The organism is Pseudomonas sp. R1-18 (assembly GCF_051132095.1).
Lineage (GTDB): Bacteria > Pseudomonadota > Gammaproteobacteria > Pseudomonadales > Pseudomonadaceae > Aquipseudomonas.
Genome location: NZ_CP071658.1, coordinates 3,195,654 through 3,221,535, shown reverse-complemented (window position 1 = coordinate 3,221,535; position 25,882 = coordinate 3,195,654). Strand labels below are relative to the sequence as shown.

Sequence of the window (25,882 nt, the reverse complement as noted above, 5' to 3'; positions counted from 1 at the left end):
GGCACGCATGGAGACACGCATGAGAAAAGGGAAGCGTCACGCCTTCCGGGCGACGCTCCCTTTGGTAGATGCAGGCACAGATGCATGCATGGATCCTTGAACCGCCATCCGCCGGCTAGCGGAGAGCGACGCCAAGGCTGACATTGTGATGCATCAATTTGAAGTCCTTGCCTGTGACCAGATTTTTCACGTAGTACCAGGTCAGACCGATCAGGCTTACGGCCGCGACAGTCGAGGACCAGTAATTGCCGTTGCCCATCGGCCAGCGACTGCCATACGCGTCGTAGATCTCCTTGAGCTCGTAGATCGACGGCATTCGCGCACCTTTGCTCGCCGCGGCCGCCGCCACCTGCGCGTAGCTGCCTTTGCCCATACCCAGGCAATGAATGACGCCGGTCACGGTCACCTCATAGCTTTTGCTTTCGCCCAGCGCATCGGTTGCCGAAATGATCGCCTTGCCATTACCGCGCACTGAGGTCAAACCGGTGTGATCCACCTGCGCGACCAGCGTGTTGCTCGATGCGTAGGTGTAGGGCGTCTGGCCGCCACTGGCGACACGCCGAATCGTGGTGCCGTCGGGGAACTGTGGCAGGATATCCGGCGTTCCCGGCAGCAGATACACCTTGCCTCCCAGCGCGACCGGCGAGGTGTCGAAGCTCATGCCCGCCTTGACCGTAAGGGGTAGTGCTGGCGAAGCGGTCACTGCACCGCCGCGCGTCACGGTATAGAGGACACTCGCCGCAGCGCCCGCCGTCGCGACGATCAACGCCTTGGGCAGCGTAAACAGCAGTTCGCTACCGCCGGGCGTTTGCGCAGGCGTGTCATGCACGGAAGCTCCGCGCCACTGCACCACCACGCTGTCCTGGGGACCCATGCCCGGATAACTCACCCGCACCGTCGCGCCGGAATCCGGAATGAGCGACGGGGTCAGCACGCCGTCGGCCCCGACCGTATCCATACGTGGTGCTGGCAGGTCCAGGGGCTTGTCGACGACAGTGACGTCGATGGCCTCCGACCGCTGCATCGGACCGTTGAGACGGTACACCGCGTAAACCACATGCACGACCTCGCCAGCGTTATCGGTGACCAGCGACGGCGCGAAGACCACCTCCAGGGTCTTGCCTGCCTGGGCATCGGTAACGATCTGGTCCTTGTCGCCATAACCCTTGGGTCCCTGCCAGATGGTGAACACCCGTTCTCCGGCACGCAGGTTGGCGCTGGCGTCAATGATCACCGTCGCACCGTTCGGGGCGTTGATCGGGTCAAGGGTGTCGCCGTTGGCTTCTTTGATGCGGGGGCGGGGGAGCGGGGCATTGTGGTCGTTGTCTACCAACAGCTTCAATACCGGTGATTTGAAGAAGGCTTTGGCGTATGTAGTGATGGTGTAATAGACCTCAAGCGAACCGCCCGCCAGCACTCGGAGCTTTTCATCCGGAATCAGATAATTGACGGTTTTACCAACGTCATCCTGATTGAGAGTCTTGCGCTCTTCGTGCATGACGGTCGCGCCCGATGCCGTCTTGCCCATCCACACCAGCGTGACATCGTTGCCAGCGGCCATGAAATAGTAGGGCGGGACCTGCGTCACTACATTGTGAAGCGTTGGATCAAGCAATCCATTCATGGCCTGCGGGATGACAGGTAAAGCCAGTTGCTGAGCCTGACCCCTGACGGCCAGCGGCAGGCTCTTTGAGCGCAGGCTCGGTCCAGAGCTTTTACTGACTGTGTATTTCAAGCGTACCCGGCCTTGGGCAACTGCCTGGAACTGCGCGTTGGGTAGCAGGAACTCAACGAAGCTTCCAGGCACTTGAACGACCTTCGAAGCGGTATACGGCGGCAGCGTGATGCCCTCAGCCGTCGTGCGTTCAACGACGAAGTTGATCATGTCACCGGGCGTGATATCTGGATGGGCCAGCACGAGGCCCTGCACATCTGCACCCGCCAGCTTGTCCAGGTCCAATTGCATCTCAGGTGCCTGAGGGGCGACGGGTGCCGGCAGACTGGAGTTGCCGGCCTCGACCTCGACGTAAGCGGGTAACGAGAACCTGGACCAGTTGTTGACCACATCCCTGATGTCATAGCGCACCACAATGTTATCGGAGTCACCCGCCTCGATAATGATGTCCCTGGAGACAGTCACCACGACCGGCCGACCGATCTGCGCCGAAGTCAACGCAGGACAATTAATCGCGATGCCGTGCCAGTACACGGACAGAAGATCCCCTTCCCTCATGTTTTCCCATGGATGGATAGTGACTGATACGCCGTCGGGCGATGTAATCACTCCGGGCGGAGTGATGACAGGTAAGCGCAGCTTCTCGTTTTCATACGGGCTTGCGGGGTCTGGATCCCGGCCGCCGGGGATGGAGAGTTTGACTATTACGTTTTTGACCGGTGAGTGCTCCGGTACTCCTGCCGGATAACGTGTGTAGGTGTATCTGACCGCAGGCATACCGGGCTTGATCCAGCGGGTATTCACATAGAGCGAGAATATGCCATTGGTATCGGGTGCATCCGGAGAGTGAATATAGCTGTCGACAGGGTCATCCTTTGCGCCCCAAAAAAGGTCAATACGATCACGCTGGCTTACATCAATAGGCCCAACCAGAACTTCCAGAAGCTTAGACGGGTCGGCGACATCAATATCGCCGACACCTTGGCTGTTATAACTAAGCACAAAAGGTTCCGGCAGTCCGTTAACTGATTTTGCTGAGCTCATTTTTCAGTCCTCAATTTAATTGAGTGGCGGGGCGAACCCCGCCACAGATTCAGAATTTGCGGATTTGTGTGGTTCGCATGTCGACATAAACGCTTGCGCGCTTGGAGTTCCCCTGGCCGTTTACACTACGAACCTGGAAGGTCGCTTCGGCATGGCCAAAGTAATGGCTGTCGAGAATTGGCCTCGGGACAGTCAACTCATAGCCGTTGATGACATTGTCCTCAGTCAACGCGGGGGATGTATGTGTCCATTCAAATTTCTTCACGCCGCCCACAAGACGGTCGTACGCTTCATAAGTGAAAACAATGACCTGGTCGGCCGCGATATTGATATAGGGTTTGATAAAAACCGGTGCGCCATTAGCGCCGTTCTCAACATTGATAGAGCCGTTTTCATTCAGCGCCGCAAATTCCGGAGCATCCGGTCCATCCGGACCACCTGGCAGTTCGTCTTTCGAGCGCACAACAATGGATTGCTCCAGTGATGTCGATGTGTTTGGATTGCCCAGTACGGTTACGGTGTAATAAACACGAATGTCGTTACCCGTTCCGACGGGCTTGAACTTGCTACTCAACGCGGTCAGTAAAAGCGGGCGCCCTGCGACCACGTCGGAGTTGGTAATGATATAGGGCTGAGCCAGAACTTCCTGTCCGCCCCAGAATACGGTAACAGTCTGAGAGGCCTTAAAGTTCGGGTTCCAGTTGATAATCACTGTGGCGTTAAGCTCGAAGTCATTTTCATCAATGAAGTTGTCTTCGTTGCTCGGTGTACCACTACCGCCGCGGACGGTAGGCTTGTCCAGCGTTCCCGGTACAGGCAGCTCGATATTGACCGTCAGATCAAGGTCGTCGGAAACTCCGGCCAGCTGGCCGTCCCGGATAACCTCGTATTTGAGCTGACGCAGGCCGTTCCCAGCCGACTCTATGATCGGGAATGGAACATCGAAGACAAGAATGAACGGCTGACCGATGTCTGCGGGATCCACAGGAACAGGCCCAAGCTTCTCAGCGCCCCAGTACAGCAAGATCTCGTCGCCTTCCTCCACAAAAGTGGAGGTGGGTATCTTGACCTGAACACCGGCGTTAGCCTCTACGTAGTCGATCACGCCGTCATTGTCGTCTACAACGGGGGCCGGGAGACCAGGGGTTACTTCGGTAAGGAACAGCGGGATGGTAACCTTGCTTGACTCTGCCGATACATTTCCCGCACGGTCGGTCACGGTGTAGAACGTCGCACCTGCCGGGCTGTCGAGGCTGGTGAGGAATGCCTTGGTGAACGGCACCTCAATGGGTGAACTCTCGTCTTCATCGCCGTCGATTTCGATCTCGGGTCCAGGCACCGCTCCCCAGTAAGTCTTGATGACGTCGCCCTTCCGCAAACCGGAGTAACCGAAAATCCTCCCATGGAGTACATCGCCCATGTTCCGCAGTTCTTCTGCGGTGAGTCCGTCCTTGGCCTCGTCCGGAAAATCCATATACCCAAGTTGGTGCGCTCCGGGAGGAGTTCGATCAACCTGAATAATTGTTTCGAATGATAGAAGGGTGTTGTTTCCAGGACTGGTAAATACCTTATAGCCGAGAACATATTGACCATCCACTTTAAGTTCCGTATCGACCGGTATGTCGAGAGTCAGAATGGTGCCGACGGGGGGAACGGTGATCAGTTTTTTTTCGACGCCAATCGGAATTTGATTGAGTAAAAGCTGATAGGTATCGTTCTCTTGCGCCGAGTCCCAGACCGGGAACTCCACCCTTACATCGGAAGTCAGGTCGATGGTTTTGATAAGCCCGTCAGTTTCATCCGCCAATGGGACGTAAGGCTTTTCGAGTTCAAGAGCTGCTTCTTCCTGTGGGCTATAGGCGCTGAAGTGTGCGTAGCGTTTTGTCATGATGGTTCTCCAATGCTATCAAAAGATAACGTTTTCAGGCAGGGCCTGACTTTCCGGAAGGCGTCTGACCCCGTATAAAATATTTCGCTTGTATGGCAGGAATTTTTTCTACCTGCTGCGGACGTAATAGATTTATTTACCGCTTGTCAACACCGTTTTAGGTTCCAGGTGGGCTGTCTGGGTGCGGGTGAAAGGCGCGGATTTATTTGTAGGAAATATCTGGTTAAATTTCAGAAGTTAACTACGGGGCGAGGGATGGCACCAACACGTCTAAGTTGCTGGGTTGAGCAAAATAGGGCCCCTCATACTCGGAGGGGTTTTTATAGTGTTGATCGAATTATTTGGAAAGAAAGCTGCAGTCCGGATGGGGGCGTTGCTGTGCATCAGCAGTATGTCCGCAGCAGCTGAACAATTAGCGGCGACAGACATGGGGGTGGAAGATTGGGGAGATGTGCCTACGATCGAGGTCGGTCACGGGCAAACCTTGCCAATCAATGGCTCGACGCCCGAGCGGTCCTACAGAGTGATCGATCATTCCACCCTCAAATCGGAAGGGGCCTCAATCGGACACCTTTTTCTAGATTCGTCTACAGCCGTGTTGACCAGCAACACTGTGGTCAGAACCGGCATCTATGCTCAGGGACATAGTGATTTGCAGATTGCTGATTCGACGATAAGCAACGATGGCAACGGAATCGCGGTTCTCGTCGACGCGGGCTCCACGGCTACGATCGTCGACAGCCAGTTGACAGCGCCACGTAGCGGGTTGCATGTCACGGGAGGTTCGGCCACCTTGAGCAATACGACGGTATCAGGAGGTACATTCGGTAAATACGACTGGGGCATGGGTATCTTTGGTGGCGTGGGCAATGTGCTCGCTGGCAGCTATGTCAACGGCTCGGTAAATGGAGTTTCCATGCAGTTTACCGCCCCCACCTCGGGAGAGGCAGACACTTCCCACGGCCGCTTGTATGTCAATGGGTCGGTCATCGAAGGCACAGAAGGTGCAGCTATAAAAGTCGAGGCTCCTGGTGGCAAACCTTATGAGGCGGATATAGAGATCGCCAATCATTCGACTCTCCGAACGGGTAACGGCAATCTGCTGGAAAGCGTCGAGACAACGAAGACTCGCTTTACCGTCGACAACAGTGTGTTGAGTGGCAACCTCGTCGCCGATGATGTCAGCATCCTCAATGTCATCCTGCAGAATAACGCTCAACTCACCGGCGACATCATCAATAGCAATACGCTAGCCATCAATTCTGGCGCGCAATGGCAGATGATAGGTGACCATGCCGTCAAGTCGCTCTCTATGGACGGTGGCGGTGTCCGTTTCAGTGAAGCAGGCTTCCATACCTTGTTGCTGGGCGAGCTGTCCGGCAGTGGCACCTTCGGCATGCGAGTCGACCTGGACCAGGGCGTTGGAGATCTGTTGAAGGTCGACGGTGAGGCCAACGGCGACTTCGGACTGCGGGTGCGTAATACCGGTGTGGAAGTGGTTTCACCGGACATGCAGCCGCTCAAGATCGTGCACACGGAAGGCGGCGATGCGCAGTTCAGCCTGATCGGTGGCCGTGTAGACCTTGGAGCGTACTCTTATCTGCTGGAACAGCAGGGCAATGACTGGTTTATCGTCGGCGATGGCAGGACCACCAGTCCGTCCACCAACACTGCGTTGGCGCTGTATAACGCCGCGCCTTCGATCTGGAAGAGCGAACTGTCGACGCTGCGTACGCGGATGGGCGAGATCCGAAATGGCGGGACCAGCGGTGGCTGGATGCGTGCCTATGGCAATCGGCTCAATGCCACCACCGGCGACGGAATCGATTATCGGCAACAGACCAGCGGCTTGTCGCTGGGGGCCGACGCGCCTGTCGATGTCAGCAGCGGGCAGTTGCTGTTCGGTGTGCTGGGTGGTTACAGCAAGTCCGATCTGGACCTGAGCCATGGCACGAAAGGCGAGGTCAACAGCTACTATGTCGGCGCCTACGGCACCTGGTTGCTGGAGGACGGTTATTACCTGGACGCTGTGCTGAAACTCAACCGCTTCCGTAACAAGGCGGACGTGGCCATGAGCGACGCAAGCAAAGCCAAAGGCGATTACACCAACACGGGCATCGGTGGTTCGCTGGAGTTCGGCCGCCATATCAAGCTGGCCGACGACTACTTCCTGGAGCCCTTTGCGCAGTTGTCCACGGTCGTGATTCAGGGGGAGGACTATCGGCTGAACAATGGCCTGGAGGCGAAGAATCAGCATACCCGGTCCGTATTGGGCAAGGTCGGTACCTCGGCCGGTCGAAACATTCCGCTCAAGGATGGCGGGGTGTTGCAGCCTTATGTGCGGGTCGCCATGGCCCAGGAGTTTTCCCGCAATAATGACGTGCAAGTGAATGACAACAGGTTCGACAACAGCCTGTTCGGTACGCGCGCCGAGTTGGGGGCCGGGGTATCGGTGTCGCTCTCGGAGCGGGTGCAGGTGCATGCTGATTTCGATTACATGAAAGGCAAGCGCGTTGAGCAGCCGTGGGGCGCGAATGTCGGGTTGCGGTTCGCTTTCTGACACTTGGCCAGAATAAGAAAAGGCGGCACTAAACCGGGCCCCCGATGATGACTCATCGGGGGCCTTTCGCTTAGCTGCCTGGATAACGGCGGCTGACCGAGCGTTTACGCTGTCTCTGCTTTGGCGTGGTCGGGTTGAAATAGTTGACGGTCACCCGCAAGGTCGGCGACCTGCCAATGACCCTGTCGCAGCGGTGGACCTCGTAGTACAGATCGACGAGCCCGTATTGCGCATGGGGCAGAAAGTTATAGGTGATGCACAGAACACGTACCACGCTGGCATTGTTCGCGTCCTGATACAGATGCGACACCGATTTATGCAAGCCCCAGTAGAACACGATGACGTCGCCACAGCGCATATGCGGTGATCCAGGGATGTGAATCGTGACGCCCGCATGGGCTTGTTCATAACTGATGGCGGCCGGATTCGAGTTGGGCAGCACCGGGGCTTTCAGATCTGACGAGATATCCAGTGGTGCGCCTCCTGGCGCTACGACCGCGCCTGTATTGGTGATGCATTTCTTAAACAATGGTTCTTGTTCTCCAGACGTCGTTTCAGATGGATTGCCAGAATTGCAAGCGCTTGCGGATTTGTTGTTTGGGAATTCTCGTTCCATCTTTCGCTCTTGATTATTAGATAAATTTTGAACTGAGCTGCGCGGTGTAGCCGCCGGGTTAGTTCACGAGAAATATTACAAAGAGGAAACTGCGCGGAGTCAAGTCGGGCGCGAATCGGAAGAAAGTGCTGGCAAGGATATTTCCAAGTATTTCGGTCTGTAGTCCGTTAATGGCTTTTTCGGGACGAAAAGCCCTGTAAATACAGGGGTGAACATATGCAGGGTCAATAAATGGCAATCGAACTTCTTGAAATAGTATGTAGGAGCCGGACTACGCGGCAGTACAATAACTGTCCTTTTTTAGAGGTCTCGGATTTTGCCTACTCAGGTATAGGAAGATTCACTCACAATTCTAATGAATGTCCGTCACGCGAATGCGTGGCGGACACTCACTGTGCTATTCGAAAGAATGCTAGTTGGCGGGCATGGAGCGTTGGTAGGTCAGGTCCACCGCTTGAGCGTCGATGGATCGGTTACCCGCGCGGTCGGTTACGTGGTAGCTGACGCGGACGGATTCACTGTTCAGGCTGTCCAGAAAAGGACGCTCGAAGGTGATCTGGATCGGGTGCTTCGTCAGGTGATCGGGGCTGATGACCAGCGCAGGCCCCTCGACGCCGTTGCAGAGCATCTGGATCACGTCGCCGGGCTCCATGCCTGCGTAGCCGGGGATGGTGCCATGGAGCACGTCGCCGAAAGTGATATGGGGGAAGATGGCTGGTGCCAGGAGCGTTGCGCCGGGGGCAGTGCGGTCTACAACGATAGTTACAGCTTGGGACCACGTCTCGACGCCATTTTCGGCGTTAATAAAGGCGAATCCCAAGTCATAGTTTCCTTCGATCAGGAGCAGTTTTTGATCCAGCCACATCGTGATTATGTCCCCTGGATTTTCACCTTCTTTAATAGTTCTGCGGCTGTATGTCCTGTCATTCAGCTTTAGTTGTAAGTAATCGCCGGGTCGCATGCTTTGATCTGCCACTATGTTGACTTGAAGTGGGGTTGCCAACGCTGAAACAGGTAGCAGGCCATCTTCGGGGTTTGCCGCCGGAACCTGAGGTACAAGAGGATCTCTTTGGTTGTTAGTTTTGTTCATGATGTTCTCCGGAATCATAGTCTTCTTTAGTTGTTCTGTTGATCGTTAGAGTGGGGCGTTCAGCTGGAACGTTTCCAGTTATTTGTCTTTCACGCCCAACTTCACGTAACCGCACAACAAAGCTTTAGTCAACGCCAAACGATCCTGTTAGAAGGCGTATTTAGCTGCTTGGGAAATTTCCTTCATGGGATAGAGATGCCGATGTGGGAACTTAGGGTGCGCTGAGCCAGGTCTATTAATTTCGAGCAACAAAAAACCCCAACAAACCAAAGCCTGTCAGGGTTCTTTCCCAGCCAATCAAAACCTACCGATTAAACCGCTCCACCAGTGAATACTGCGAATTGGCAGTATCCGTCAGTTCAGCACTCAATATCGCCGAGCGATTGGCCTGATCCGAGGTCTTGTCGGCCAGGTCGGCGATGTTGGCGATGTTGCGGTTGATCTCTTCGGCCACTGCGCTCTGTTCTTCGGTGGCGGTGGCGATCTGGGTGGTCATGTCGGTGATGTTGGCAACGGCTTCGCTGATGCCTACCAGCGCCTGGTCGGCTTCCAGAACCCGGGCGACGCCTTCTTCGGCCTGGCGATGACCGTTGTTCATGGTCTGCACGGCGTTGTTGGCGGTCTGTTGCAGTTTGGCGATCAGCCCGTGGATCTGGCCGGTGGACTCGGTGGTGCGTTGCGCCAGCTGGCGAACTTCATCGGCCACGACCGCGAAGCCGCGACCCATCTCGCCGGCACGGGCCGCTTCGATGGCGGCGTTGAGCGCCAGCAGGTTGGTCTGATCGGCAATGCCTTTGATCACGTCGACCACGCCGCCGATTTCATCGCTGTCCTTGGCCAGTTGCGTAACCGTCAGGCCGGTTTCACCCACCGCGGTCGACAGCAGCTGAATCGCGGCGCGCGTTTCGCCGGCGATGTCGCGACCACGACGGGTCAGTTCGTTGGCCTGTTGGGTAGCGTCGGCGGCGCGCTGCACGTGGCTGGCGACTTCCTGTGTGGTGGCTGCCATTTCGTTGATCGCCGCGGCGACCTGTTCGGTTTCTACCCGCTGGCGCTCCAGACCGTTCGAACTGGCGTTGGCCAGCGAGTTGGACTGGCGAGCCTGGCTGTTCAAATGTTCGGCGGTGTCCTGCAGACGGGTCAGGCAGGTTTTCAGGCGTGCTTCCTGGCTGAGGATCGACATTTCAAGACGTGCCTGCGGTCCGCGGCTGTCGGTGTACATCTGTGCGATCAGCGGGTCGGAGGTGGTCTGTTCGGCCAGGCGCAGCAGGCGCTTGGTGCCACGTTGCTGCCAGGTCAGGCCCAGCAGACCCAGCGGCACCGACAGCGCCGCAGCCAATGCGAAGCCCCACTCGCTGTTGAGCCACACACCGATCAGAAAACTCAGCTGGCTCACCATGATGAACGGGAGCCAGTCCTGCAACACCGGCAACCATTTGTCGCGGTTCGGCACGGCAGCCTGGCCTTTGTTCAAGCGGGCATACAGTGCCTCTGCGCGCCGAATCTGTTCGGCGGTCGGCTTGACCCGCACGGACTCGAAACCCACGACCTTGCCGTTGTCCAGCATCGGCGTGACGTAAGCGTTGACCCAGTAATGGTCGCCATTCTTGCAACGGTTCTTGACGATGCCCATCCACGGCAGACCGCTCTTGAGCGTTGTCCACATGTGCGCGAAGACCGCCGAAGGCACGTCCGGGTGACGCACCAGGTTGTGCGCGGCACCCACCAGTTCTTCATGGGTATAACCACTGATTTCCTGAAAGGCGTCGTTGCAGTAGCTGATCACGCCTTTGGTATCGGTAGTTGAAATCAGGCGCTGTGCTGCAGGAAATGTCCGCTCACGTTGAGTGATGGGCTGGTTGTTACGCATGGGTAATGGGTCCTTCGGTGCAGGAGGCTTTCGCTGAGTATCGGCCGGTGCAGTCATTTATTAAGCGCCCCGGGGCAAATCGGCGGCAATGTCCTTGACGGATATCAATGCGCAGAGCCCGGGCGTGGAGTAGGCAAACGCTCTGAAAGGCTCGTGCTTGAGCCTCTCGATCAGGAAGGGCAGCCCGTGCGGCGCTGGCCGGACGGGCTGCATGGCGCGGTGGACGCCTCGCTGATTTCAGGCAATCAGCTGGCGCAGCACGTAGTGCAGGATGCCGCCTGACTTGAAGTATTCGACCTCGTTGAGGGTGTCGATGCGGCACAGCAGTTCGACCTGTTGCTGGCTGCCATCCTCCCGTGTGATCTCCAGCTGCAGCGGCATGCCCGGCCGTATGTCACTGTCGGTCAGGCCGCTGATGGCCAGTGTTTCGCGACCGGTAAGGCCCAGAGTTTTGCGGCTTTGCCCGCCGGTAAACTGCAGCGGCAACACGCCCATGCCGACCAGATTGGAGCGATGGATACGCTCGAAGCTTTCGGCGATCACCGCTTTCACGCCCAGCAGGTTGGTGCCCTTGGCCGCCCAGTCGCGACTGGAACCGGTGCCGTATTCCTGACCTGCGATAATCACCAGCGGCGTGCCTTCGGTCTGGTATTGCATGGCCGCGTCGTAGATCGACAGTTTCTTGTTGGTGGGCACGTGCAAGGTGTAGCCGCCTTCTTCGCCGCCCAGCATCTCGTTGCGAATACGGATGTTGGCGAAAGTGCCGCGCATCATCACTTCATGGTTTCCCCGGCGTGAGCCGTAGGAGTTGAAGTCCTTCGCCTCCACACCTTTGCCCCGCAGGTAGCGGCCGGCCGGGCTGTCGGATTTGATGTTGCCCGCAGGGGAAATATGGTCGGTGGTGACCGAATCTCCCAACATCGCCAGCACGCGCGCGCCACGAATGTCCTCGATCACTGGCAGCGGTCCGGCAATGTCTTCGAAGAACGGCGGATGCTGAATATAGGTGGAGTCCTCCTGCCACACGTAAGTAGCGGCCTGCGGCACCTCGATGGCTTGCCATTGTTCGTCACCGGCGAAGACCTCGGCGTACTCCTTGTGGAACATGCCGGTATTGACCTTCTCGACGGCCTCGGCGATTTCCTTCTGACTCGGCCAGATGTCGCGCAGGTATACCGGCTGACCATCCGAGCCCTGGCCCAGCGGTTCGCTGCTGATATCCAGGCGAACGGTGCCGGCCAGCGCATAGGCCACCACCAGCGGCGGCGAAGCCAGCCAGTTGGTCTTGACCAATGGATGCACGCGCCCCTCGAAGTTGCGGTTGCCCGACAGCACCGATGCCACCGTCAGATCCGACTGCTGAATGGCCGTCTCGATCGGTTCGAGCAACGGGCCGGAGTTGCCGATGCAGGTCGTGCAGCCGTAACCCACCAGATCGAACCCCAGCGCGTCGAGGTATTGGGTCAGGCCGGCGGCCTGATAGTAGTCGGTGACCACCTTTGAGCCCGGCGCGAGCGAACTCTTCACCCATGGCTTGCGGGTCAGGCCTTTCTCCACGGCTTTCTTGGCCACCAGACCCGCCGCCATCATCACGTTGGGGTTGGAGGTGTTGGTGCAGGAAGTGATCGCGGCAATCACCACGTCGCCGTCGCGCAGGGGATATTTCTGGCCGTTGTACTCGTAGGTCGTTTCGCCGTCGACCTGCGCTTCATTGCCGACGGCCACGCCGCCACCGCCTTCGCTTTCCAGCCGACCTTCTTCGACCTTGGCCGGTTTGACCTGCAGGCCGAGAAAGTCTTCGAAAGCCTGAGCCACCGCCGGCAACGGCACGCGGTCCTGCGGCCGCTTGGGGCCGGCGAGGCTGGACTCAACCGAACCCATGTCCAGATCCAGGCTGTCAGTAAACACCGGTTCCTGGCCGGGCAGTCGCCACAGGCCCTGGGCTTTGCAGTAAGCTTCGACCAGCTTCACGGTTTCCGCAGGGCGACCGGACAGGCGCAGGTAGTCCAGCGTCACGTCGTCGACCGGGAAAAACCCGCAGGTAGCGCCATATTCGGGCGCCATGTTGGCGATGGTAGCGCGGTCGGCCAACGGCAGTTCGGCCAGGCCGTCGCCATAGAACTCGACGAATTTTCCGACCACGCCTTTCTTGCGCAGCATCTGGGTCACGGTGAGTACGAGGTCGGTGGCGGTGATGCCTTCGCGCAGTTTGCCGGTGAGTTTGAAGCCGATGACTTCGGGCACCAGCATCGACACCGGCTGGCCGAGCATCGCCGCCTCGGCCTCGATGCCGCCGACGCCCCAGCCGAGCACGCCCAGGCCATTGATCATCGTGGTGTGCGAATCGGTGCCGACCAGCGTGTCGGGGAAAGCGTAAGTGCGCCCGTCTTCCTCCCGGGTCCAGACCGTACGGCCCAGGTACTCAAGATTTACCTGGTGGCAGATGCCCGTGCCGGGCGGCACCACGCTGAAATTGTCGAAAGCGCTCTGGCCCCAGCGCAGAAACGCGTAGCGCTCGCCATTGCGCTGCATCTCGATATCGACGTTTTCGCCGAATGCTTTCTGATCGCCGGACCGGTCTACCATTACCGAATGGTCGATCACCAGATCAACGGGCGAAAGCGGGTTGATCCGCTGCGGGTCGCCGCCGGCCTTGGCCACGGCGGCGCGCATCGCCGCCAGATCCACCACGGCCGGTACGCCGGTGAAATCCTGCATCAGTACGCGCGCGGGGCGGTACTGGATCTCGCGGTCGGAACGGCGTTCGTCGAGCCAGCCGGCGAGGGCTTTGAGGTCTGCGCCGGTGACGGTCTTGTCGTCTTCCCAGCGCAGCAGATTTTCCAGCAACACCTTGAGCGACATTGGCAGGCGGTCAAGATCGCCAAGGGTCTTCGCCGCTTCGGGCAGGCTGAAATAGTGGTAAGTGTGGTTGTCGATCTGGAGAGTCTTGAGACTTTTCAGGCTATCGAGGGAAGGCATGAACGGCTCCTTTTGGAATGTGTGCAGGCTTCATGCATCAGGCGCCGGCAAACATCAGGTCGAGGGCGCCGTTGGAGGTTTCAGCCTAGTGGACTGTCAGGCCGAGCCAGTGGTTCCTGATTTCGGTATCATGCGCGGCTTTTGAATCTGCGGGGTCAAGCCTGCGTCGCCGTTGCCCAGGAGTCCCCATGAATACGCTGTTTATGCACTGCCGACCCGGTTTCGAGGGTGAGGTGTGCTCGGAAATCGCCGATGTGGCTGCGCGCCTCGACGTAGCCGGTTATGCCAAGGCCCGGCCGGACACGGCCTGTGCGGAATTTGTCTGCAGTGAGCCGGATGGCGCCGAGCGGCTGATGAGCGGGCAGCGTTTTGCCGGCCTGATTTTCCCGCGACAGTGGGCACGTGGGACCTTTGTCGAGCTGCCGGAAACCGACCGTATCAGCGTGATTCTGGAGCGGCTGACGGGCTTTCCCGTGTGCGGCAGCCTCTGGCTGGAAGTGGTCGACACCAATGAAGGCAAGGAACTGTCCAATTTCTGCAAGAAGTTCGAGGCACCGCTGCGCAAGGCGCTGACCCAGGCCGGCAAGCTGGTGGATGACCCGCTCAGGCCGCGCCTGCTGCTGACGTTCAAAAGCGGACGCGAAGTGTTTCTCGGGCTCGCCGATGCCGGCAATTCTGCGATGTGGCCTATGGGCATTCCACGTTTGAAATTTCCTCGCGAAGCGCCTAGCCGCTCGACCCTCAAGCTGGAAGAGGCCTGGCACCACTTCATCCCTCGCGATCAGTGGGACGAGCGGCTGTCCGGCGACATGACCGGCGTCGACCTCGGTGCGGCGCCCGGCGGCTGGACGTATCAGCTGGTGCGCCGCGGCATGCTGGTCACCGCCATCGACAACGGCCCGATGGCCGAAAGCCTGATGGACACCGGCCTGGTGCAGCACCTGATGGCCGACGGCTTTACCTATAAACCCCGCCAGCCGGTGGACTGGATGGTCTGCGACATCGTCGAGAAACCAGCCCGAAGTGCCGCGCTGCTGGAGAGCTGGCTGGGCGAGGGCCTGTGCCGCGAGGCGGTGGTCAACCTCAAGCTGCCGATGAAACAGCGCTACGCCGAAGTGCGTCGTTTGCTCGACCGGATAGAAGAAGGCTTCAAGGAGCGCGGTGTTCGTGTCTCGATCGGTTGTAAACAGCTGTACCACGACCGCGAGGAAGTCACCTGCCACTTGCGTCGACTGGATGCGGCCAGGAGCCAGAAAAAAGGCTAGGGCTGCTCCCGCAACCTCAACATCGGCACCCCGCGGCATTTGGCGTGTTCTCCAATATGGGTAACAATGCCTGCCAGCTTTCTGAGGTGCCACATGTCTGAATCCATCGAAAATCTGCCCGTCGACGCCGTTCTGGACGCCAGCGGGCTCAACTGCCCGGAACCGGTGATGATGCTTCACCAGAAGGTGCGTGACCTGCACGGCGGCGGTCTGCTCAAGGTCATCGCCACCGACCCGTCGACTCAGCGAGACATTCCCAAGTTCTGTGTGTTTCTTGGCCATGAACTGATCGAGCAGCAAGCCGACGGTTCGACGTTTTTGTACTGGATCCGCAAAAAGGCCGACTAAAGTCTTTCGGGCCACTTCCAAGACCACGTACAGACACCCTCACGCAGCACTACCGAGTACATCCCATGCGAATCGTCGCCGACGAAAACATCCCGCTGCTCGATGCCTTTTTCTCCCACTTCGGCGAGATTCGCCGCCTGCCGGGGCGGTCCATCGACCGTGCGGCGGTAGCGGACGCCGATATTCTGCTGGTGCGTTCTGTGACGCCGGTCACCGCCGCCATGCTTGAAGGCAGCCCGGTGCGTTTTGTCGGCACCTGCACCATCGGCACTGATCATCTGGATCTGGAATATCTGCACGAGGCGGGTATCCGGTGGTCCAGCGCGCCCGGTTGCAACGCGCGGGGCGTGGTCGACTATGTGCTCGGCAGCCTGCTGACGCTGGCGGAAATCGAAGGTGTCGATCTGCGCCAGCGCACTTATGGCATCGTGGGCGCCGGCCAGGTTGGCGGGCGGCTGGTCGAGGTGCTCAAGGCGCTGGGCTGGAGCGTGCTGGTCTGCGACCCGCCGCGACAGGCAGCCGAGGGCGGCGACTTCGTCAGCCTCGACGAAATCGTGCAGCGCTGCGACGTGATCAGTCTTCATACCCCGCTGACCCGTTCGGGCGCGCAGCGGACACATCATCTGTTTGATGCAACGCGCCTGGGTCAGTTGCGCCAGGGCACGTGGCTGATCAACGCCAGCCGCGGCGCGGTGGTCGACAACGCGGCGCTGCACGACGTGCTGCTCGAACGCGAAGACCTTCAAGCGGTGCTCGACGTCTGGGAAGGCGAGCCGCAAGTCAACATGGCCCTGGCCGATCTGTGTGTGATCGGCACGCCGCACATTGCCGGCTACAGTCTGGACGGACGCCAGCGGGGGACCGCGCAGATCTATCAGGCGCTGTGCGCGTTTCTCGGCCAGCCAGCCTCGATCCTTCTTGAGGACCTGCTGCCCCGGCCATGGCTCGCGCAAGTCATACTGGATGCCGAGACAGACCCGACCTGGGCGCTGAACATGCTGTGCCGTGGCGTCTACGATCCGCGGCGCGATGACGCGGATTTCCGCCGCAGCCTGGTGGGTGATACCCAGGCTCAACGCCTGGCCTTCGATGCGCTGCGCAAGCATTACCCGCCGCGTCGGGAAATTCAGGGCTTGAAAGTCGGGCTGGAAGGCGAGGCTCCACAGCTGCGCCAACTGGTGCTGGCGCTGGGCGCAGAGCTGGTCTGAGCGAATCGGCAGGCAGAAAAAACCCGACGCCAGGGTCGGGTTTCAAAAGCCGGAGTTACTCAGTTTTGTTTTTCAGGGGTGACCCATTGCTTGTCGCACTCTTGGCAAGCGGTCTGCACCATCTCTTCGGTGATCAGGATTTCACGTCCTTCCTGATCCAGCACCGCACCGCCAACCGGCAGGTTGGGCGTGGCCCGAACGATCTCGACGGCATTGCTATGCTCTTGCAGGCTCATGGTTCTTCTCCTTTCCTCAGGTGCACTTTGAAATTACCCGCGCTCGATGACTGTGCCGTGACATTTCTCAACCGCTCGTACGCAAGTCAGCCCGACAGACAAGCGGTGGAACCAGCGGGCGTCCCAAGGACGTCGCTCCACCTTACTGCTGTCATTGGGCGATAACACCTGACCCGACTGCGCTTGGGAAAGTTCATTGTCCAGACGGAACATCTGCGCGCAGATTCCAGATGAGTACAGGTGTAGGCTTGGCGACTCAAGCATTTACCGACAGGCAGGTAGCTTTTTTGATGATTTCGGTCTTTTCCCGTCGGCAGCGCCAGGCGGTTCGTCTGGCGTGGAGCTTCATTTCGCCTTATCGCTGGCAAGCCCTTGGCGCCTTGCTGGCCCTTGTCGTGACCGCCGGGATCACGCTGTCCATCGGGCAGGGCGTGAGGATGATGGTGGACCAGGGTTTCATGACCCGGTCGGCGGAGCTGCTCGAACGCTCGATCGGAGTGTTCATGCTGCTGATCGTCGGCCTGGCGCTGGGCACCTTCGCACGCTTTTATCTGGTGTCCTGGATTGGCGAGCGGGTGGTGGCCGACCTGCGCAAGAAAGTCTTCGATCACCTGATCGACTTGCACCCCGGTTTTTATGAGAGCAACCGCAGTTCGGAAATCCAGTCGCGGCTGACCGCCGACACCACGCTGCTGCAGTCGGTGATTGGTTCATCGCTGTCAATGTTTCTGCGCAATGCCCTGATGGTGATAGGCGGCATCGTGCTGCTGTTCATTACCAACCCCAAGCTGACCAGCATAGTGGTGGTCGCTCTGCCGCTGATCATTGCCCCGATCCTGATGTTCGGTCGCCGGGTGCGCAGTCTGTCCAGGGAGAGCCAGGACCGCATCGCCGATGTGGGCAGTTATGTGGCGCAGGCGCTCGGGCAGATCAAGACCGTGCAGGCCTATAACCATCAACAGCAGGACAAGGCACATTTCGCCGCTACCGCCGAGCAGGCTTTCGACACTGCGCGCAAGCGGATTCTGCAGCGCTCGTGGCTGATCACGCTGGTGATCGTGCTGGTTCTGGGCGCGGTGGCAGCAATGCTGTGGGTTGGCGGCATGGATGTGATCAACGGCACAATCACCAGCGGCGAGCTGGCAGCCTTTGTGTTCTACGCGCTGATTGTCGGCATGGCGTTCGGCACCCTGAGCGAGGTCATCGGCGAGTTGCAGCGGGCGGCGGGGGCGGCCGAGAGGATCAGCGAGCTGCTCGCGGCGCGCAGCGAGATCACCGCGCCTCGCGATAATCGCGTGACTCTGCCGCCGCGTGTCAGCGGGCGCCTGACCTTCGAGGATGTCAGCTTTGCCTATGCTTCGCGTCCTGACCATAACGCCGTGGATGAGCTGACCCTGACCGTTGCAGCCGGCGAAACACTCGCGCTGGTGGGGCCGTCCGGAGCCGGCAAATCGACACTGTTCGATCTGCTGCTGCGTTTTTACGATCCGCAACAGGGCCGCATTCTTGTGGACGACACGCCGATTGATCAGCTGGACCCGCAGGACCTGCGCCGCTGTTTTGCGCAGGTTGCACAAAACCCCGCACTGTTCATTGGCAGCGTCGAGGACAACATCCGCTATGGCAACCCGGACGCGACCTTCGAGCAGGTCGAGGCGGCAGCGCGGATTGCCCACGCTCACGAATTCATCCTGCAAATGGCTGACGGGTATCAGACAAGACTGGGCGAGGGCGGCGCGGGGCTATCCGGTGGCCAGCGTCAACGTCTCGCAATTGCCAGGGCTTTGCTGGTCGACGCGCCGATTCTGCTGCTGGATGAGGCGACCAGCGCGCTGGATGCACAGAGCGAGCACCTGATTCAGCAGGCGCTGCCGGATCTGATGAAAGGCCGCACCACGCTGGTCATCGCCCATCGGCTGGCCACGGTGCAGAACGCGGATCGCATTGCGGTGATCGATCAGGGCCGTCTGGTAGCGGTCGGCACCCATGCACAGCTGATCGCCAACAACCCGCTCTATGCCAGGCTGGCGGCGCTGCAATTCAATGCGCGGATGGACAAGGCGGGTAGCACGGCAGACATCGGGTAGCGCGCCAGATCGGGATGACTCGCCCTGATTGCGACATGCTCAGGGCGAGTAGCGCGGACAACAGAGGCTTATCGGTATTCACACAGATAAGCGGTGTCGACGCTGACCTTGAGCTGGAATTTGCTGTTGGCCGGCACGTCGAAGCGGCTGCCGGTGGCGTAGGTTTCCCAGGTTTCGCTGCCTGGCAGTCGGACTGCCAGCTCACCGGAGATCACGTGCATGATTTCGCGCTGCGCAGTGCCGAACTCATATTCGCCAGCGGCCATCACGCCAATGGTGGCTTGACCTTCGGTCTGGCTGAAAGCGATGGATTTGACGGTGCCGTCGAAATACTCGTTTACCTTGAACATGGATGATTCCTTGATAAAGGGGCTGAAAAGGGGCCGCCCAGTATGCCCAAGGCATCCATTTCCGTCACCCGCATTACGCCACTGACCGGCACTGCCCGTTTTTGCCGCAAGCGCTCAACCGCAGGCGTTCAGCCGGGAAGGGTCAGTGGCAGCAGGCGCGCGGTGTTGCGTGCGTCGACCAGCGCCCGGTGCTGCTGCCCGCTGAATTGCATGCCGGCCAGTTGCAGCGCGCCATTGAGACCCAATGGACGCTGCAATTGCCGCGCCTGGGCGAAACGCTGTTTGAGGTTCACGTACGGCATGCTGGACAGGGCGCTGTCCAATTGGTGCTGACGCCATTCTTCGAGCAGCTGTCGACGGTCGTAGTCACCCCAGCTGGCCCATCCCACCACCCGCGTCCGATGATGACTCAACCAGCGCTCGAATTGTGGCCAGACGGTAGTCATGGGCGCCGCGCTATCGATGTTGCTCTGGCTGATATGGGTCAGTTCCTTGCAGAACTGGGTCAGCAGCGGCCTGCGTAACGGCCGTACGAAGCGCTCGAAGTGATCCAGCTCGCGGCCGTCCTGGTTGACCAGCGTCGCGCCGATTTCGATGACTTCCATTTCCGCGACCGGCCACCCGCCTTCCTCGGTAGTGGCCTCCAGGTCAATCACCAGCCAATGGGGCATTCTTGGGCTTCCTTTGAGCGTTGAATGAATGGAGCGTAGCCACTTTCGCCCGGATACGCCCGCTGCTTGCGCCCGTGCGACAGCGACAGGCAGCAGCTACATCGACCCCGGTTCCGGCCATTGGTGCCTTGAACGCTGGAGAGGCTGCGGGCTCGCTGCGATGGCGAAATACTGGCCCTAAGCCTTTTTGCCAGTTGTCTATCCTGCGGAAATTGCATAGCGTGTAGCGTTTTAAGCGATGCCGTGTTGTATGAAGAAGTACCTGTTGATAGCCAATGGTCTGAAACGCGTCGCTTGTCTGGGCACTCTGCTGGTCGTTTCCGCGTGGTCCGGTTCCCAGGCGCTGGCGGCGCAGGTGGTGAAAATCGGAGCCGTGCATTTCCCTCCCTACGTGGTGCGGCCGGAAAAGGGCGACGACAGTGGGCTGCTGGTCAAGCTGGTGGAGGCTCTGAATGCCGCGCAGGAGGATTTTCAGTTCGTTATGGTGCCCACGTCAGTACCGCGCCGGTATCGGGACTTCGTTCAGGGCCGCATCGACATGGCGATCTTCGAGAATCCGGAATGGGGTTGGGCGGACATTGCCTACAACAAGGTCGACATGGGGCTGGAAGATGCCGAAGTGTTCGTCGCCCGGCGCGCCGAAGGCCGCGAGCAGGATTATTTCGATGATCTGTCGGACAAACGCCTGGCGCTGTTCAGCGGCTATCACTATGCCTTCGCCGATTTCAATACCGACCCCAGGTACCTGGCGGAAAAATTCAAGGTGACGCTGACCTATTCCCACGACAGCAACCTGATGATGGTCGTTCGCGGACGTGCTGATGTTGCGCCGGTTACACGTTCCTATCTGATCGACTTCGCCGCCCGCCATCGTAACGACGCCCGCCAGTTTCTGGTGTCTGATCGGGTGGATCAGACCTACCGGCAATACGCATTGCTGCGCCCGGGCGCGCCTATCGACGCCAGGCATTTCAGCCGGATCTTGCAGACATTGCGCGAAGAGGGTGCGCTGAGCAGAATTTTTCAGCCGTTGCACATCGAAGTATTGCCGCAGCCGCTAGCGCCTGCCGGCAGTTGAAGGGGAGCAGGCGGCGTGGCCGCCGCCTGTCCTGAATCAGCGGTCCTTGGCTTCCTTGGCGTCCATCTCGGCATTGCGCTCATGGACGCGCTTGAGTTGTTCTTCGGTCAGCGGCAGTTTTTTCGCAGTATCGCGCAACATCATCAAACCGCCGACGATCGAGCCGATTGCAACCAGCAGAATTAACCAGGCATACCAGGGCATAGTGCGCTCCTTGTTGTGATACCGGTTTGAGCAGCGGCGCCACCCAATGGTTCAAGTGTACGCGCCGCTTCAAGCCCGTGCCCACGCCTGTTTCAGCAAGCACCGGACATCACACACCGGTGAGCATCGCGTCTGCCGGCGCGGCGGCGCGCGACCTTGCCGTCAGTGTGAAATACACGAATCCGACGGCCATGAAGATCAGGAAGATCAGGCTGATCAGCGGGTTGAACCAGACCATCGCCACCAGGCATACCACCGCCAGCAACAGCGCGATACCGGGCACCGCCGGATAGCCCGGAGCGCGGAATGAGCGTTCAAGGCCCGGTTCGGTTTTACGCAACCGAAACAGGCTGAGCATGCTCATGATGTACATCACGATGGCGCCGAATACGGCCATGGTGATCATCGCTGCTGTCAGCGTCATGCCGCCGAGGTTGACCAGACCATCGCTGTAGATCGCGGCGATGCCGATCAGTCCCCCGGCGATGATGGCCCGGTGCGGGGTCTGGAAGCGCGAGAGCCGCGCCAGCGAAGCGGGCAGGTAACCGGCGCGGGCCAGCGCGAAGAACTGCCGCGAGTAGCCGAGGATGATCCCGTGAAAGCTGGCGACCAGTCCGAACAGGCCGATCCAGACCAGCATATGCAGCCAGCCAGAGCTGTCTCCTACAACCGCTTTCATCGCCTGCGGCAGTGGGTCATTGATGTTGGATAGGGTCCGCCAGTCGCCCACGCCACCGGCGAACAACATCACGCCAAGCGCCAGCACCACCAGCGTGAGAATGCCGCTGATGTAGGCTTTGGGAATCGTGCGCTTCGGGTCTTTGGCTTCTTCGGCAGCCATCGCCGCACCTTCGATGGCCAGAAAGAACCAGATCGCGAAGGGAATTGCCGCGAACATTCCGGCAATCGCGCCGGGCCCGAAGGTGTCCGCGCCCGCCCAGCCGTTGAGGGCGAACGTGCTGAAGCTGAACGCCGGTGCCACAACGCCCATGAATACCAGCAATTCGGCCACGGCCAGGACGCAGACGACAAGCTCGAAGGTGGCTGCCAGTTTGACTCCCAGAATATTGAGCGTCATGAACACGATGTACGCGCCGACGGCGGCGTGCTTGGGGTCGAGCGTCGGAAACTGCACGTTCAGGTAAGCGCCGATGGCCAGAGCGATGGCGGGCGGCGCGAAGACGAATTCGATCAGCGTCGCCATCCCGGCAATCAGACCGCCTTTTTCACCGAAAGCGCGTCGGCTGTAGGCAAATGGGCCGCCGGCGTGCGGGATGGCGGTCGTCAGTTCGGTAAAGCTGAAAATGAAGCAGGTGTACATCGTGGCGACCATCAGAGCGGTCACCATGAACCCCAGCGTTCCGGCAACACCCCAGCCGTAGCTCCAGCCGAAGTATTCGCCGGATATGACCAGCCCTACCGCAATTCCCCACAAATGAAGCGTTCCCAGTGTCGGCTTGAGTTGAGTGCTCATCATGTTCTTCCTGAGGTCGTCGAAACAGCATCCTGCGGATGGCTTGCAGACGGCATGCCATTGCCGCGGGGCGGGTCGTAATGGTGCCGATGAGGTCGCACAGAGAACGATGGCGCCAGGCCGGGCGCCAGCCTGTGCGGCTTTGGTGCAGCGAAGTGCCGAGGTGGGCCTGTGGCGTGCAGCGCGAAGTCCGGTTTGCGCAATTAGCGATCACCGGGTCCCGTCGGCTGAAAGGTTCGGCTACAATGCGCGCCGATTTCGACTTACCTGAGAACATGCTCATGTCCGCCTGCCAGACTCCTGTCATCGTCGCCCTGGATTTCCCGACCCGTGACGCCGCCCTTAGGCTGGCCGACCAGCTCGACCCCAAGTTGTGCCGCGTCAAGGTCGGCAAGGAGCTGTTCACCAGCTGTGCGTCGGACATCGTCGAGACCCTGCGCGACAAGGGCTTCGAAGTTTTCCTGGACCTCAAATTCCACGACATTCCCAACACTACGGCGATGGCGGTCAAGGCGGCTGCGGAGATGGGCGTGTGGATGGTCAACGTGCATTGCTCCGGTGGCCTGCGCATGATGGCGGCCTGTCGTGAAGTACTGGACCAGCGCAGCGGTCCACAGCCCCTGTTGATCGGCGTCACCGTGCTGACCAGCATGGAACGCGAAGATCTGGCCGGCATCGGTCTGGATATCGACCCGCAGGAGCAGGTACTGCGTCTGGCCGCACTGGCTGAAAAGGCCGGTATGGACGGCCTGGTGTGCTCGGCGCTTGAAGCCCGTGCATTGAAGGCCGCCCATCCATCCCTGCAACTGGTCACCCCGGGCATCCGTCCGGCGGGCAGCGCCCAGGACGACCAACGCCGCATTCTGACCCCGCGTCAGGCGCTGGATGCCGGTTCCGATTATCTGGTGATCGGCCGTCCGATCAGCCAGGCCGCCGATCCGGCCAAGGCCCTGGCAGCAGTCGTCGCCGACCTGGCGTAAAACGCTTGTAGCAGCGGTCCGCTCCTGCGATCGCATCGCTAGACCTTCAGAATCAGTTTCCCGAAATTCTCTCCGGTGAACAGCCGGTGCAGGGTTTCGGGGAAGGTTTCCAGGCCTTCGACGATATCTTCGCGGCTCTTGAGCTTGCCCTCGGCGATCCAGCCGGCGATTTCCTGGCCTGCGGCGGCGAAGCGCGCGGCGTGGTCGAGCACGACGAAGCCTTCCATGCGCGCGCGGTTGACCAGCAACGACAGGTAGTTGGCCGGCCCCTTCACAGGCGTGGTGTTGTTGTACTGGCTAATGGCGCCGCAGATGACCACTCGCGCATGCAGCGCCAGTCGGCTTAGCACTGCGTCGAGGATGTCGCCCCCCACGTTGTCGAAATACACGTTCACGCCGTTGGGGCACGTGCGTTTCAAACCTTCCAGCACGTCTTCGTTCTTGTAATCGATGACGGCGTCAAAGCCCAGTTCGTCGGTCAGCGTCCGGCATTTCTGCTCGCCACCGGCGATGCCCACCACTCGACAACCCTTGAGCCTGGCGATCTGCCCGGCGACGCTGCCGACCGCACCGGCCGCGCCTGAGATCACGACGGTCTCGCCGCTTTTCGGCGCACCCACGTCCAGCAGCGCAAAGTAGGCGGTCATGCCGGTCATGCCCAGTGCGGAAAGGTAGAGCGGCAACGGGGCAAGCTGTGGGTCCACTTTGTAGAAGCCTTTGGGCTCCCCGGCGAAATAGTTCTGCACGCCGACGGCGCCCTGCACATGATCGCCCTCGGCATAGTTCGGATGTTTCGATTCGACCACTTCGCCCACGCCCAGAGCGCGCATGACCTCACCCAGACCGACCGGGGCGATGTACGACTTGCCTTCGTTCATCCAGCCCCGCATCGCCGGATCCAGGGACAGGTAGCTGTTGCGTATCAGGACTTGCCCGTCGCTCAGGTCCTCGACCGATGCTTGCTCAAAGGTGAAGTCTTCGCGGGTAACGTGGCCTACGGGGCGCCGGGCGAGCAGGAAACGTCGGTTGGTAACACGGGTCATGGCAGGCCTCTGAATAGAGAAGAATCAAGGAATGATGCGAAGGGGAGACGGATTGATTGAAGACGTGACTGACCAGCTCGGCAAGTCGGACAGGCGCGGCGAATGTGTTTGCATACCGGTCAATGATGAACGGCCGGTTCGCCCGATGTTGGCGCCACATTGCGGCTTGAGTCGCTTTCGTCAGTGCTCTACATTGACCCATCACGAAATCCAGGTCCCGCTATGTCTGCCATCCGTCCGCCAAACCTTCATGCACCGCAGCCTCATGCACCCGGACGTCGTCCGTCGGTGCTGCGTGCCGGTGACGCCGTCGCGCTCGTTTCTCCGGCCGGTCCGGTCGATGCAGCCAGGGTTGATGCGGCCGTGGAAGTACTCACGAGCTGGGGGCTCAAACCACGGGTCTATCCCCACGCGCTGGGCAGACACTCGTTCTACGCCGGCACCGATGAGGATCGTCTGGCCGATCTGAACCACGCGCTGGCGGATCCTGAGATTCGTGCCGTGCTGTGCAACCGCGGCGGATACGGCTTGCAACGCATCGTTCAGGGTCTGGACCTGGCCGCGGTCAGGCGCGATCCCAAACTGGTGTCCGGTTTTTCCGACGTCACGGCGCTGCACGGCGCGCTGTGGTGCGGCGCCCGGCTGCCGACCATTCACGGCCCTGTCGCCACGCAACTAGGCCGGGGCGGCCTGTTCGCCAGCAGCTTGCGTCAGGTGCTGATGAGTGCGGAGCCGGTGGTGCTCACCGCTCATGCCGATGTGTCGACAGTCAGCGTCAGAACCGGCGGGCGGGCGGAAGGGGTTCTGCTGGGTGGCAACCTGAGCATTCTGAGCACCAGCGTCGGCACCCCGTTCATGCCGGATCTCAAGGGCGCGATTCTGCTGATCGAGGACGTCGGCGAGGCGGCCTATCGGGTTGATCGATTGCTGACGCACTTGCTCAACTGCGGCATTCTTCAGCAGCTGGCGGGCATCGCCCTGGGTGATTTCAGCGAGCCTGCCAACGCGGTCGGCTCGATCCGCCCGGCCGATGTGCTGAACGAACGCCTGAGCGGCCTGGGCATTCCGGTGCTGGGCGGTCTCCCGGTCGGGCATGGTGATCTCAATCAGGCGTTGCCGCTGGGGACGCACGCGACGCTGGATGTCGATGAGCGAACGCTGCTGGTGGCACCCGCCGCGCAGTCCTGAGCGCATGCAGCCTTAGTCCATATGAACG

General features: G+C 59.8%; 20 protein-coding genes. 8 read left to right on the top strand and 12 right to left on the bottom strand.

Annotated elements, in window-relative coordinates; all coding sequences use genetic code 11:
* Positions 1–115: 115 nt before the first annotated feature.
* Together J3P77_RS14790 and J3P77_RS14785 are read right to left on the bottom strand one after the other, a co-directional pair.
* Positions 116–2,719, bottom strand: coding sequence for a hypothetical protein (locus tag J3P77_RS14790; RefSeq protein ID WP_434677351.1), 2,604 nt, complete (start codon positions 2,717–2,719; stop codon positions 116–118).
* 49 nt (positions 2,720–2,768) lie between these two features.
* Positions 2,769–4,607, bottom strand: coding sequence for a hypothetical protein (locus tag J3P77_RS14785; protein ID WP_434677350.1), 1,839 nt, complete (start codon positions 4,605–4,607; stop codon positions 2,769–2,771).
* A gap of 427 nt (positions 4,608–5,034) precedes the next feature.
* Between J3P77_RS14785 and J3P77_RS14780 the strand changes: the two genes are divergently transcribed.
* Positions 5,035–7,167, top strand: a complete 2,133-nt coding sequence (locus J3P77_RS14780) for an autotransporter outer membrane beta-barrel domain-containing protein (protein ID WP_434682025.1) — start codon at positions 5,035–5,037, stop codon at positions 7,165–7,167.
* A 70-nt stretch (positions 7,168–7,237) separates the two neighbouring features.
* Here the strand turns inward: J3P77_RS14780 and J3P77_RS14775 are convergent, their stop codons facing one another.
* The 4 genes from J3P77_RS14775 to acnA all read right to left on the bottom strand — a co-directional run bounded on the left by J3P77_RS14775 (position 7,238) and on the right by acnA (position 13,722).
* Complete coding sequence (locus tag J3P77_RS14775) at positions 7,238–7,783, bottom strand: hypothetical protein (RefSeq protein ID WP_434677349.1); 546 nt, start codon at positions 7,781–7,783, stop codon at positions 7,238–7,240.
* Positions 7,784–8,195: 412 nt separating this feature from the next.
* Positions 8,196–8,873: a hypothetical protein gene (locus J3P77_RS14770; RefSeq protein WP_434677348.1), complete on the bottom strand. Its 678-nt coding sequence runs from the start codon at positions 8,871–8,873 to the stop codon at positions 8,196–8,198.
* Between the two features lie 304 nt (positions 8,874–9,177).
* On the bottom strand, positions 9,178–10,743 hold the full coding sequence (locus J3P77_RS14765; protein ID WP_434677347.1) for a methyl-accepting chemotaxis protein: 1,566 nt from the start codon (positions 10,741–10,743) through the stop codon (positions 9,178–9,180).
* A gap of 237 nt (positions 10,744–10,980) precedes the next feature.
* On the bottom strand, positions 10,981–13,722 hold the full coding sequence (gene acnA / locus J3P77_RS14760; protein WP_434677346.1) for an aconitate hydratase AcnA: 2,742 nt from the start codon (positions 13,720–13,722) through the stop codon (positions 10,981–10,983).
* Between the two features lie 188 nt (positions 13,723–13,910).
* Here acnA and rlmM point away from each other — a divergent pair, with 188 nt between their 5' ends.
* The 3 genes from rlmM (at position 13,911) to pdxB (ending at position 16,543) form a co-directional block, all read left to right on the top strand.
* Positions 13,911–14,987 (top strand): 23S rRNA (cytidine(2498)-2'-O)-methyltransferase RlmM, encoded by a 1,077-nt coding sequence (gene rlmM, locus J3P77_RS14755; RefSeq protein ID WP_434677345.1) that lies wholly within the window; start codon positions 13,911–13,913, stop codon positions 14,985–14,987.
* 93 nt (positions 14,988–15,080) lie between these two features.
* The gene (gene tusA / locus J3P77_RS14750) at positions 15,081–15,335 is read left to right on the top strand and encodes a sulfurtransferase TusA (RefSeq protein WP_434677344.1); all 255 of its coding nucleotides are present in this window, start codon (positions 15,081–15,083) and stop codon (positions 15,333–15,335) included.
* A gap of 65 nt (positions 15,336–15,400) precedes the next feature.
* Positions 15,401–16,543, top strand: a complete 1,143-nt coding sequence (pdxB, locus tag J3P77_RS14745; protein ID WP_434677343.1) for a 4-phosphoerythronate dehydrogenase PdxB — start codon at positions 15,401–15,403, stop codon at positions 16,541–16,543.
* Between the two features lie 59 nt (positions 16,544–16,602).
* Here the strand turns inward: pdxB and J3P77_RS14740 are convergent, their stop codons facing one another.
* Positions 16,603–16,779, bottom strand: a complete 177-nt coding sequence (locus tag J3P77_RS14740) for a PA1571 family protein (protein ID WP_434677342.1) — start codon at positions 16,777–16,779, stop codon at positions 16,603–16,605.
* Between the two features lie 290 nt (positions 16,780–17,069).
* Between J3P77_RS14740 and J3P77_RS14735 the strand changes: the two genes are divergently transcribed.
* Positions 17,070–18,866 carry an ABC transporter transmembrane domain-containing protein gene (locus tag J3P77_RS14735; RefSeq protein WP_434677341.1) on the top strand — a complete coding sequence of 599 codons (1,797 nt, stop codon included), beginning with the start codon at positions 17,070–17,072 and terminating at the stop codon, positions 18,864–18,866.
* 68 nt (positions 18,867–18,934) lie between these two features.
* On the opposite strand, the gene J3P77_RS14730 is transcribed toward J3P77_RS14735, so the two are convergent.
* Positions 18,935–19,216, bottom strand: a complete 282-nt coding sequence (locus J3P77_RS14730) for a pyrimidine/purine nucleoside phosphorylase (protein WP_434677340.1) — start codon at positions 19,214–19,216, stop codon at positions 18,935–18,937.
* Positions 19,217–19,344: 128 nt separating this feature from the next.
* The gene (locus J3P77_RS14725) at positions 19,345–19,887 is read right to left on the bottom strand and encodes an exonuclease domain-containing protein (protein ID WP_434677339.1); all 543 of its coding nucleotides are present in this window, start codon (positions 19,885–19,887) and stop codon (positions 19,345–19,347) included.
* Positions 19,888–20,125: 238 nt separating this feature from the next.
* Between J3P77_RS14725 and J3P77_RS14720 the strand changes: the two genes are divergently transcribed.
* Positions 20,126–20,965, top strand: coding sequence for a substrate-binding periplasmic protein (locus tag J3P77_RS14720; protein ID WP_434677338.1), 840 nt, complete (start codon positions 20,126–20,128; stop codon positions 20,963–20,965).
* 36 nt (positions 20,966–21,001) lie between these two features.
* Here J3P77_RS14720 and J3P77_RS14715 read toward each other — a convergent pair whose 3' ends face one another.
* Complete coding sequence (locus J3P77_RS14715) at positions 21,002–21,169, bottom strand: DUF2897 family protein (protein ID WP_002552826.1); 168 nt, start codon at positions 21,167–21,169, stop codon at positions 21,002–21,004.
* A gap of 109 nt (positions 21,170–21,278) precedes the next feature.
* Positions 21,279–22,643 (bottom strand): ethanolamine permease, encoded by a 1,365-nt coding sequence (eat, locus tag J3P77_RS14710; RefSeq protein ID WP_434682022.1) that lies wholly within the window; start codon positions 22,641–22,643, stop codon positions 21,279–21,281.
* A gap of 281 nt (positions 22,644–22,924) precedes the next feature.
* On the opposite strand from eat, the gene pyrF reads away from it, so the two are divergent.
* A complete protein-coding gene (gene pyrF, locus J3P77_RS14705; protein ID WP_434682021.1) occupies positions 22,925–23,623 on the top strand; it encodes an orotidine-5'-phosphate decarboxylase in 699 nt (232 codons plus the stop codon).
* Positions 23,624–23,661: 38 nt separating this feature from the next.
* On the opposite strand, the gene J3P77_RS14700 is transcribed toward pyrF, so the two are convergent.
* Positions 23,662–24,666, bottom strand: a complete 1,005-nt coding sequence (locus tag J3P77_RS14700) for an NADP-dependent oxidoreductase (RefSeq protein ID WP_434677337.1) — start codon at positions 24,664–24,666, stop codon at positions 23,662–23,664.
* Between the two features lie 222 nt (positions 24,667–24,888).
* Here J3P77_RS14700 and J3P77_RS14695 point away from each other — a divergent pair, with 222 nt between their 5' ends.
* Entirely contained in the window at positions 24,889–25,854 is a 966-nt protein-coding gene (locus J3P77_RS14695) for a S66 peptidase family protein (protein ID WP_434677336.1), read from the top strand.
* Positions 25,855–25,882 lie beyond the last annotated feature (28 nt).

What these genes read in the sequence shown, in the direction of transcription:
- J3P77_RS14790 (WP_434677351.1), bottom strand. Translation starts at nt 2,719, where the DNA reads ATGAGCTCAGCAAAATCAGTTAACGGACTGCCGGAACCTTTTGTGCTT.
- eat (WP_434682022.1), bottom strand. Translation starts at nt 22,643, where the DNA reads ATGAGCACTCAACTCAAGCCGACACTGGGAACGCTTCATTTGTGGGGA.
- pyrF (WP_434682021.1), top strand. Translation starts at nt 22,925, where the DNA reads ATGTCCGCCTGCCAGACTCCTGTCATCGTCGCCCTGGATTTCCCGACC.
- J3P77_RS14770 (WP_434677348.1), bottom strand. Translation starts at nt 8,873, where the DNA reads ATGAACAAAACTAACAACCAAAGAGATCCTCTTGTACCTCAGGTTCCG.
- J3P77_RS14715 (WP_002552826.1), bottom strand. Translation starts at nt 21,169, where the DNA reads ATGCCCTGGTATGCCTGGTTAATTCTGCTGGTTGCAATCGGCTCGATC.
- J3P77_RS14765 (WP_434677347.1), bottom strand. Translation starts at nt 10,743, where the DNA reads ATGCGTAACAACCAGCCCATCACTCAACGTGAGCGGACATTTCCTGCA.
- rlmM (WP_434677345.1), top strand. Translation starts at nt 13,911, where the DNA reads ATGAATACGCTGTTTATGCACTGCCGACCCGGTTTCGAGGGTGAGGTG.
- J3P77_RS14775 (WP_434677349.1), bottom strand. Translation starts at nt 7,783, where the DNA reads ATGGAACGAGAATTCCCAAACAACAAATCCGCAAGCGCTTGCAATTCT.
- J3P77_RS14720 (WP_434677338.1), top strand. Translation starts at nt 20,126, where the DNA reads ATGCCGTGTTGTATGAAGAAGTACCTGTTGATAGCCAATGGTCTGAAA.
- J3P77_RS14695 (WP_434677336.1), top strand. Translation starts at nt 24,889, where the DNA reads ATGTCTGCCATCCGTCCGCCAAACCTTCATGCACCGCAGCCTCATGCA.
- J3P77_RS14740 (WP_434677342.1), bottom strand. Translation starts at nt 16,779, where the DNA reads ATGAGCCTGCAAGAGCATAGCAATGCCGTCGAGATCGTTCGGGCCACG.
- pdxB (WP_434677343.1), top strand. Translation starts at nt 15,401, where the DNA reads ATGCGAATCGTCGCCGACGAAAACATCCCGCTGCTCGATGCCTTTTTC.
- J3P77_RS14735 (WP_434677341.1), top strand. Translation starts at nt 17,070, where the DNA reads ATGATTTCGGTCTTTTCCCGTCGGCAGCGCCAGGCGGTTCGTCTGGCG.
- tusA (WP_434677344.1), top strand. Translation starts at nt 15,081, where the DNA reads ATGTCTGAATCCATCGAAAATCTGCCCGTCGACGCCGTTCTGGACGCC.
- J3P77_RS14780 (WP_434682025.1), top strand. Translation starts at nt 5,035, where the DNA reads ATGGGGGTGGAAGATTGGGGAGATGTGCCTACGATCGAGGTCGGTCAC.
- J3P77_RS14725 (WP_434677339.1), bottom strand. Translation starts at nt 19,887, where the DNA reads ATGCCCCATTGGCTGGTGATTGACCTGGAGGCCACTACCGAGGAAGGC.
- acnA (WP_434677346.1), bottom strand. Translation starts at nt 13,722, where the DNA reads ATGCCTTCCCTCGATAGCCTGAAAAGTCTCAAGACTCTCCAGATCGAC.
- J3P77_RS14700 (WP_434677337.1), bottom strand. Translation starts at nt 24,666, where the DNA reads ATGACCCGTGTTACCAACCGACGTTTCCTGCTCGCCCGGCGCCCCGTA.
- J3P77_RS14730 (WP_434677340.1), bottom strand. Translation starts at nt 19,216, where the DNA reads ATGTTCAAGGTAAACGAGTATTTCGACGGCACCGTCAAATCCATCGCT.
- J3P77_RS14785 (WP_434677350.1), bottom strand. Translation starts at nt 4,607, where the DNA reads ATGACAAAACGCTACGCACACTTCAGCGCCTATAGCCCACAGGAAGAA.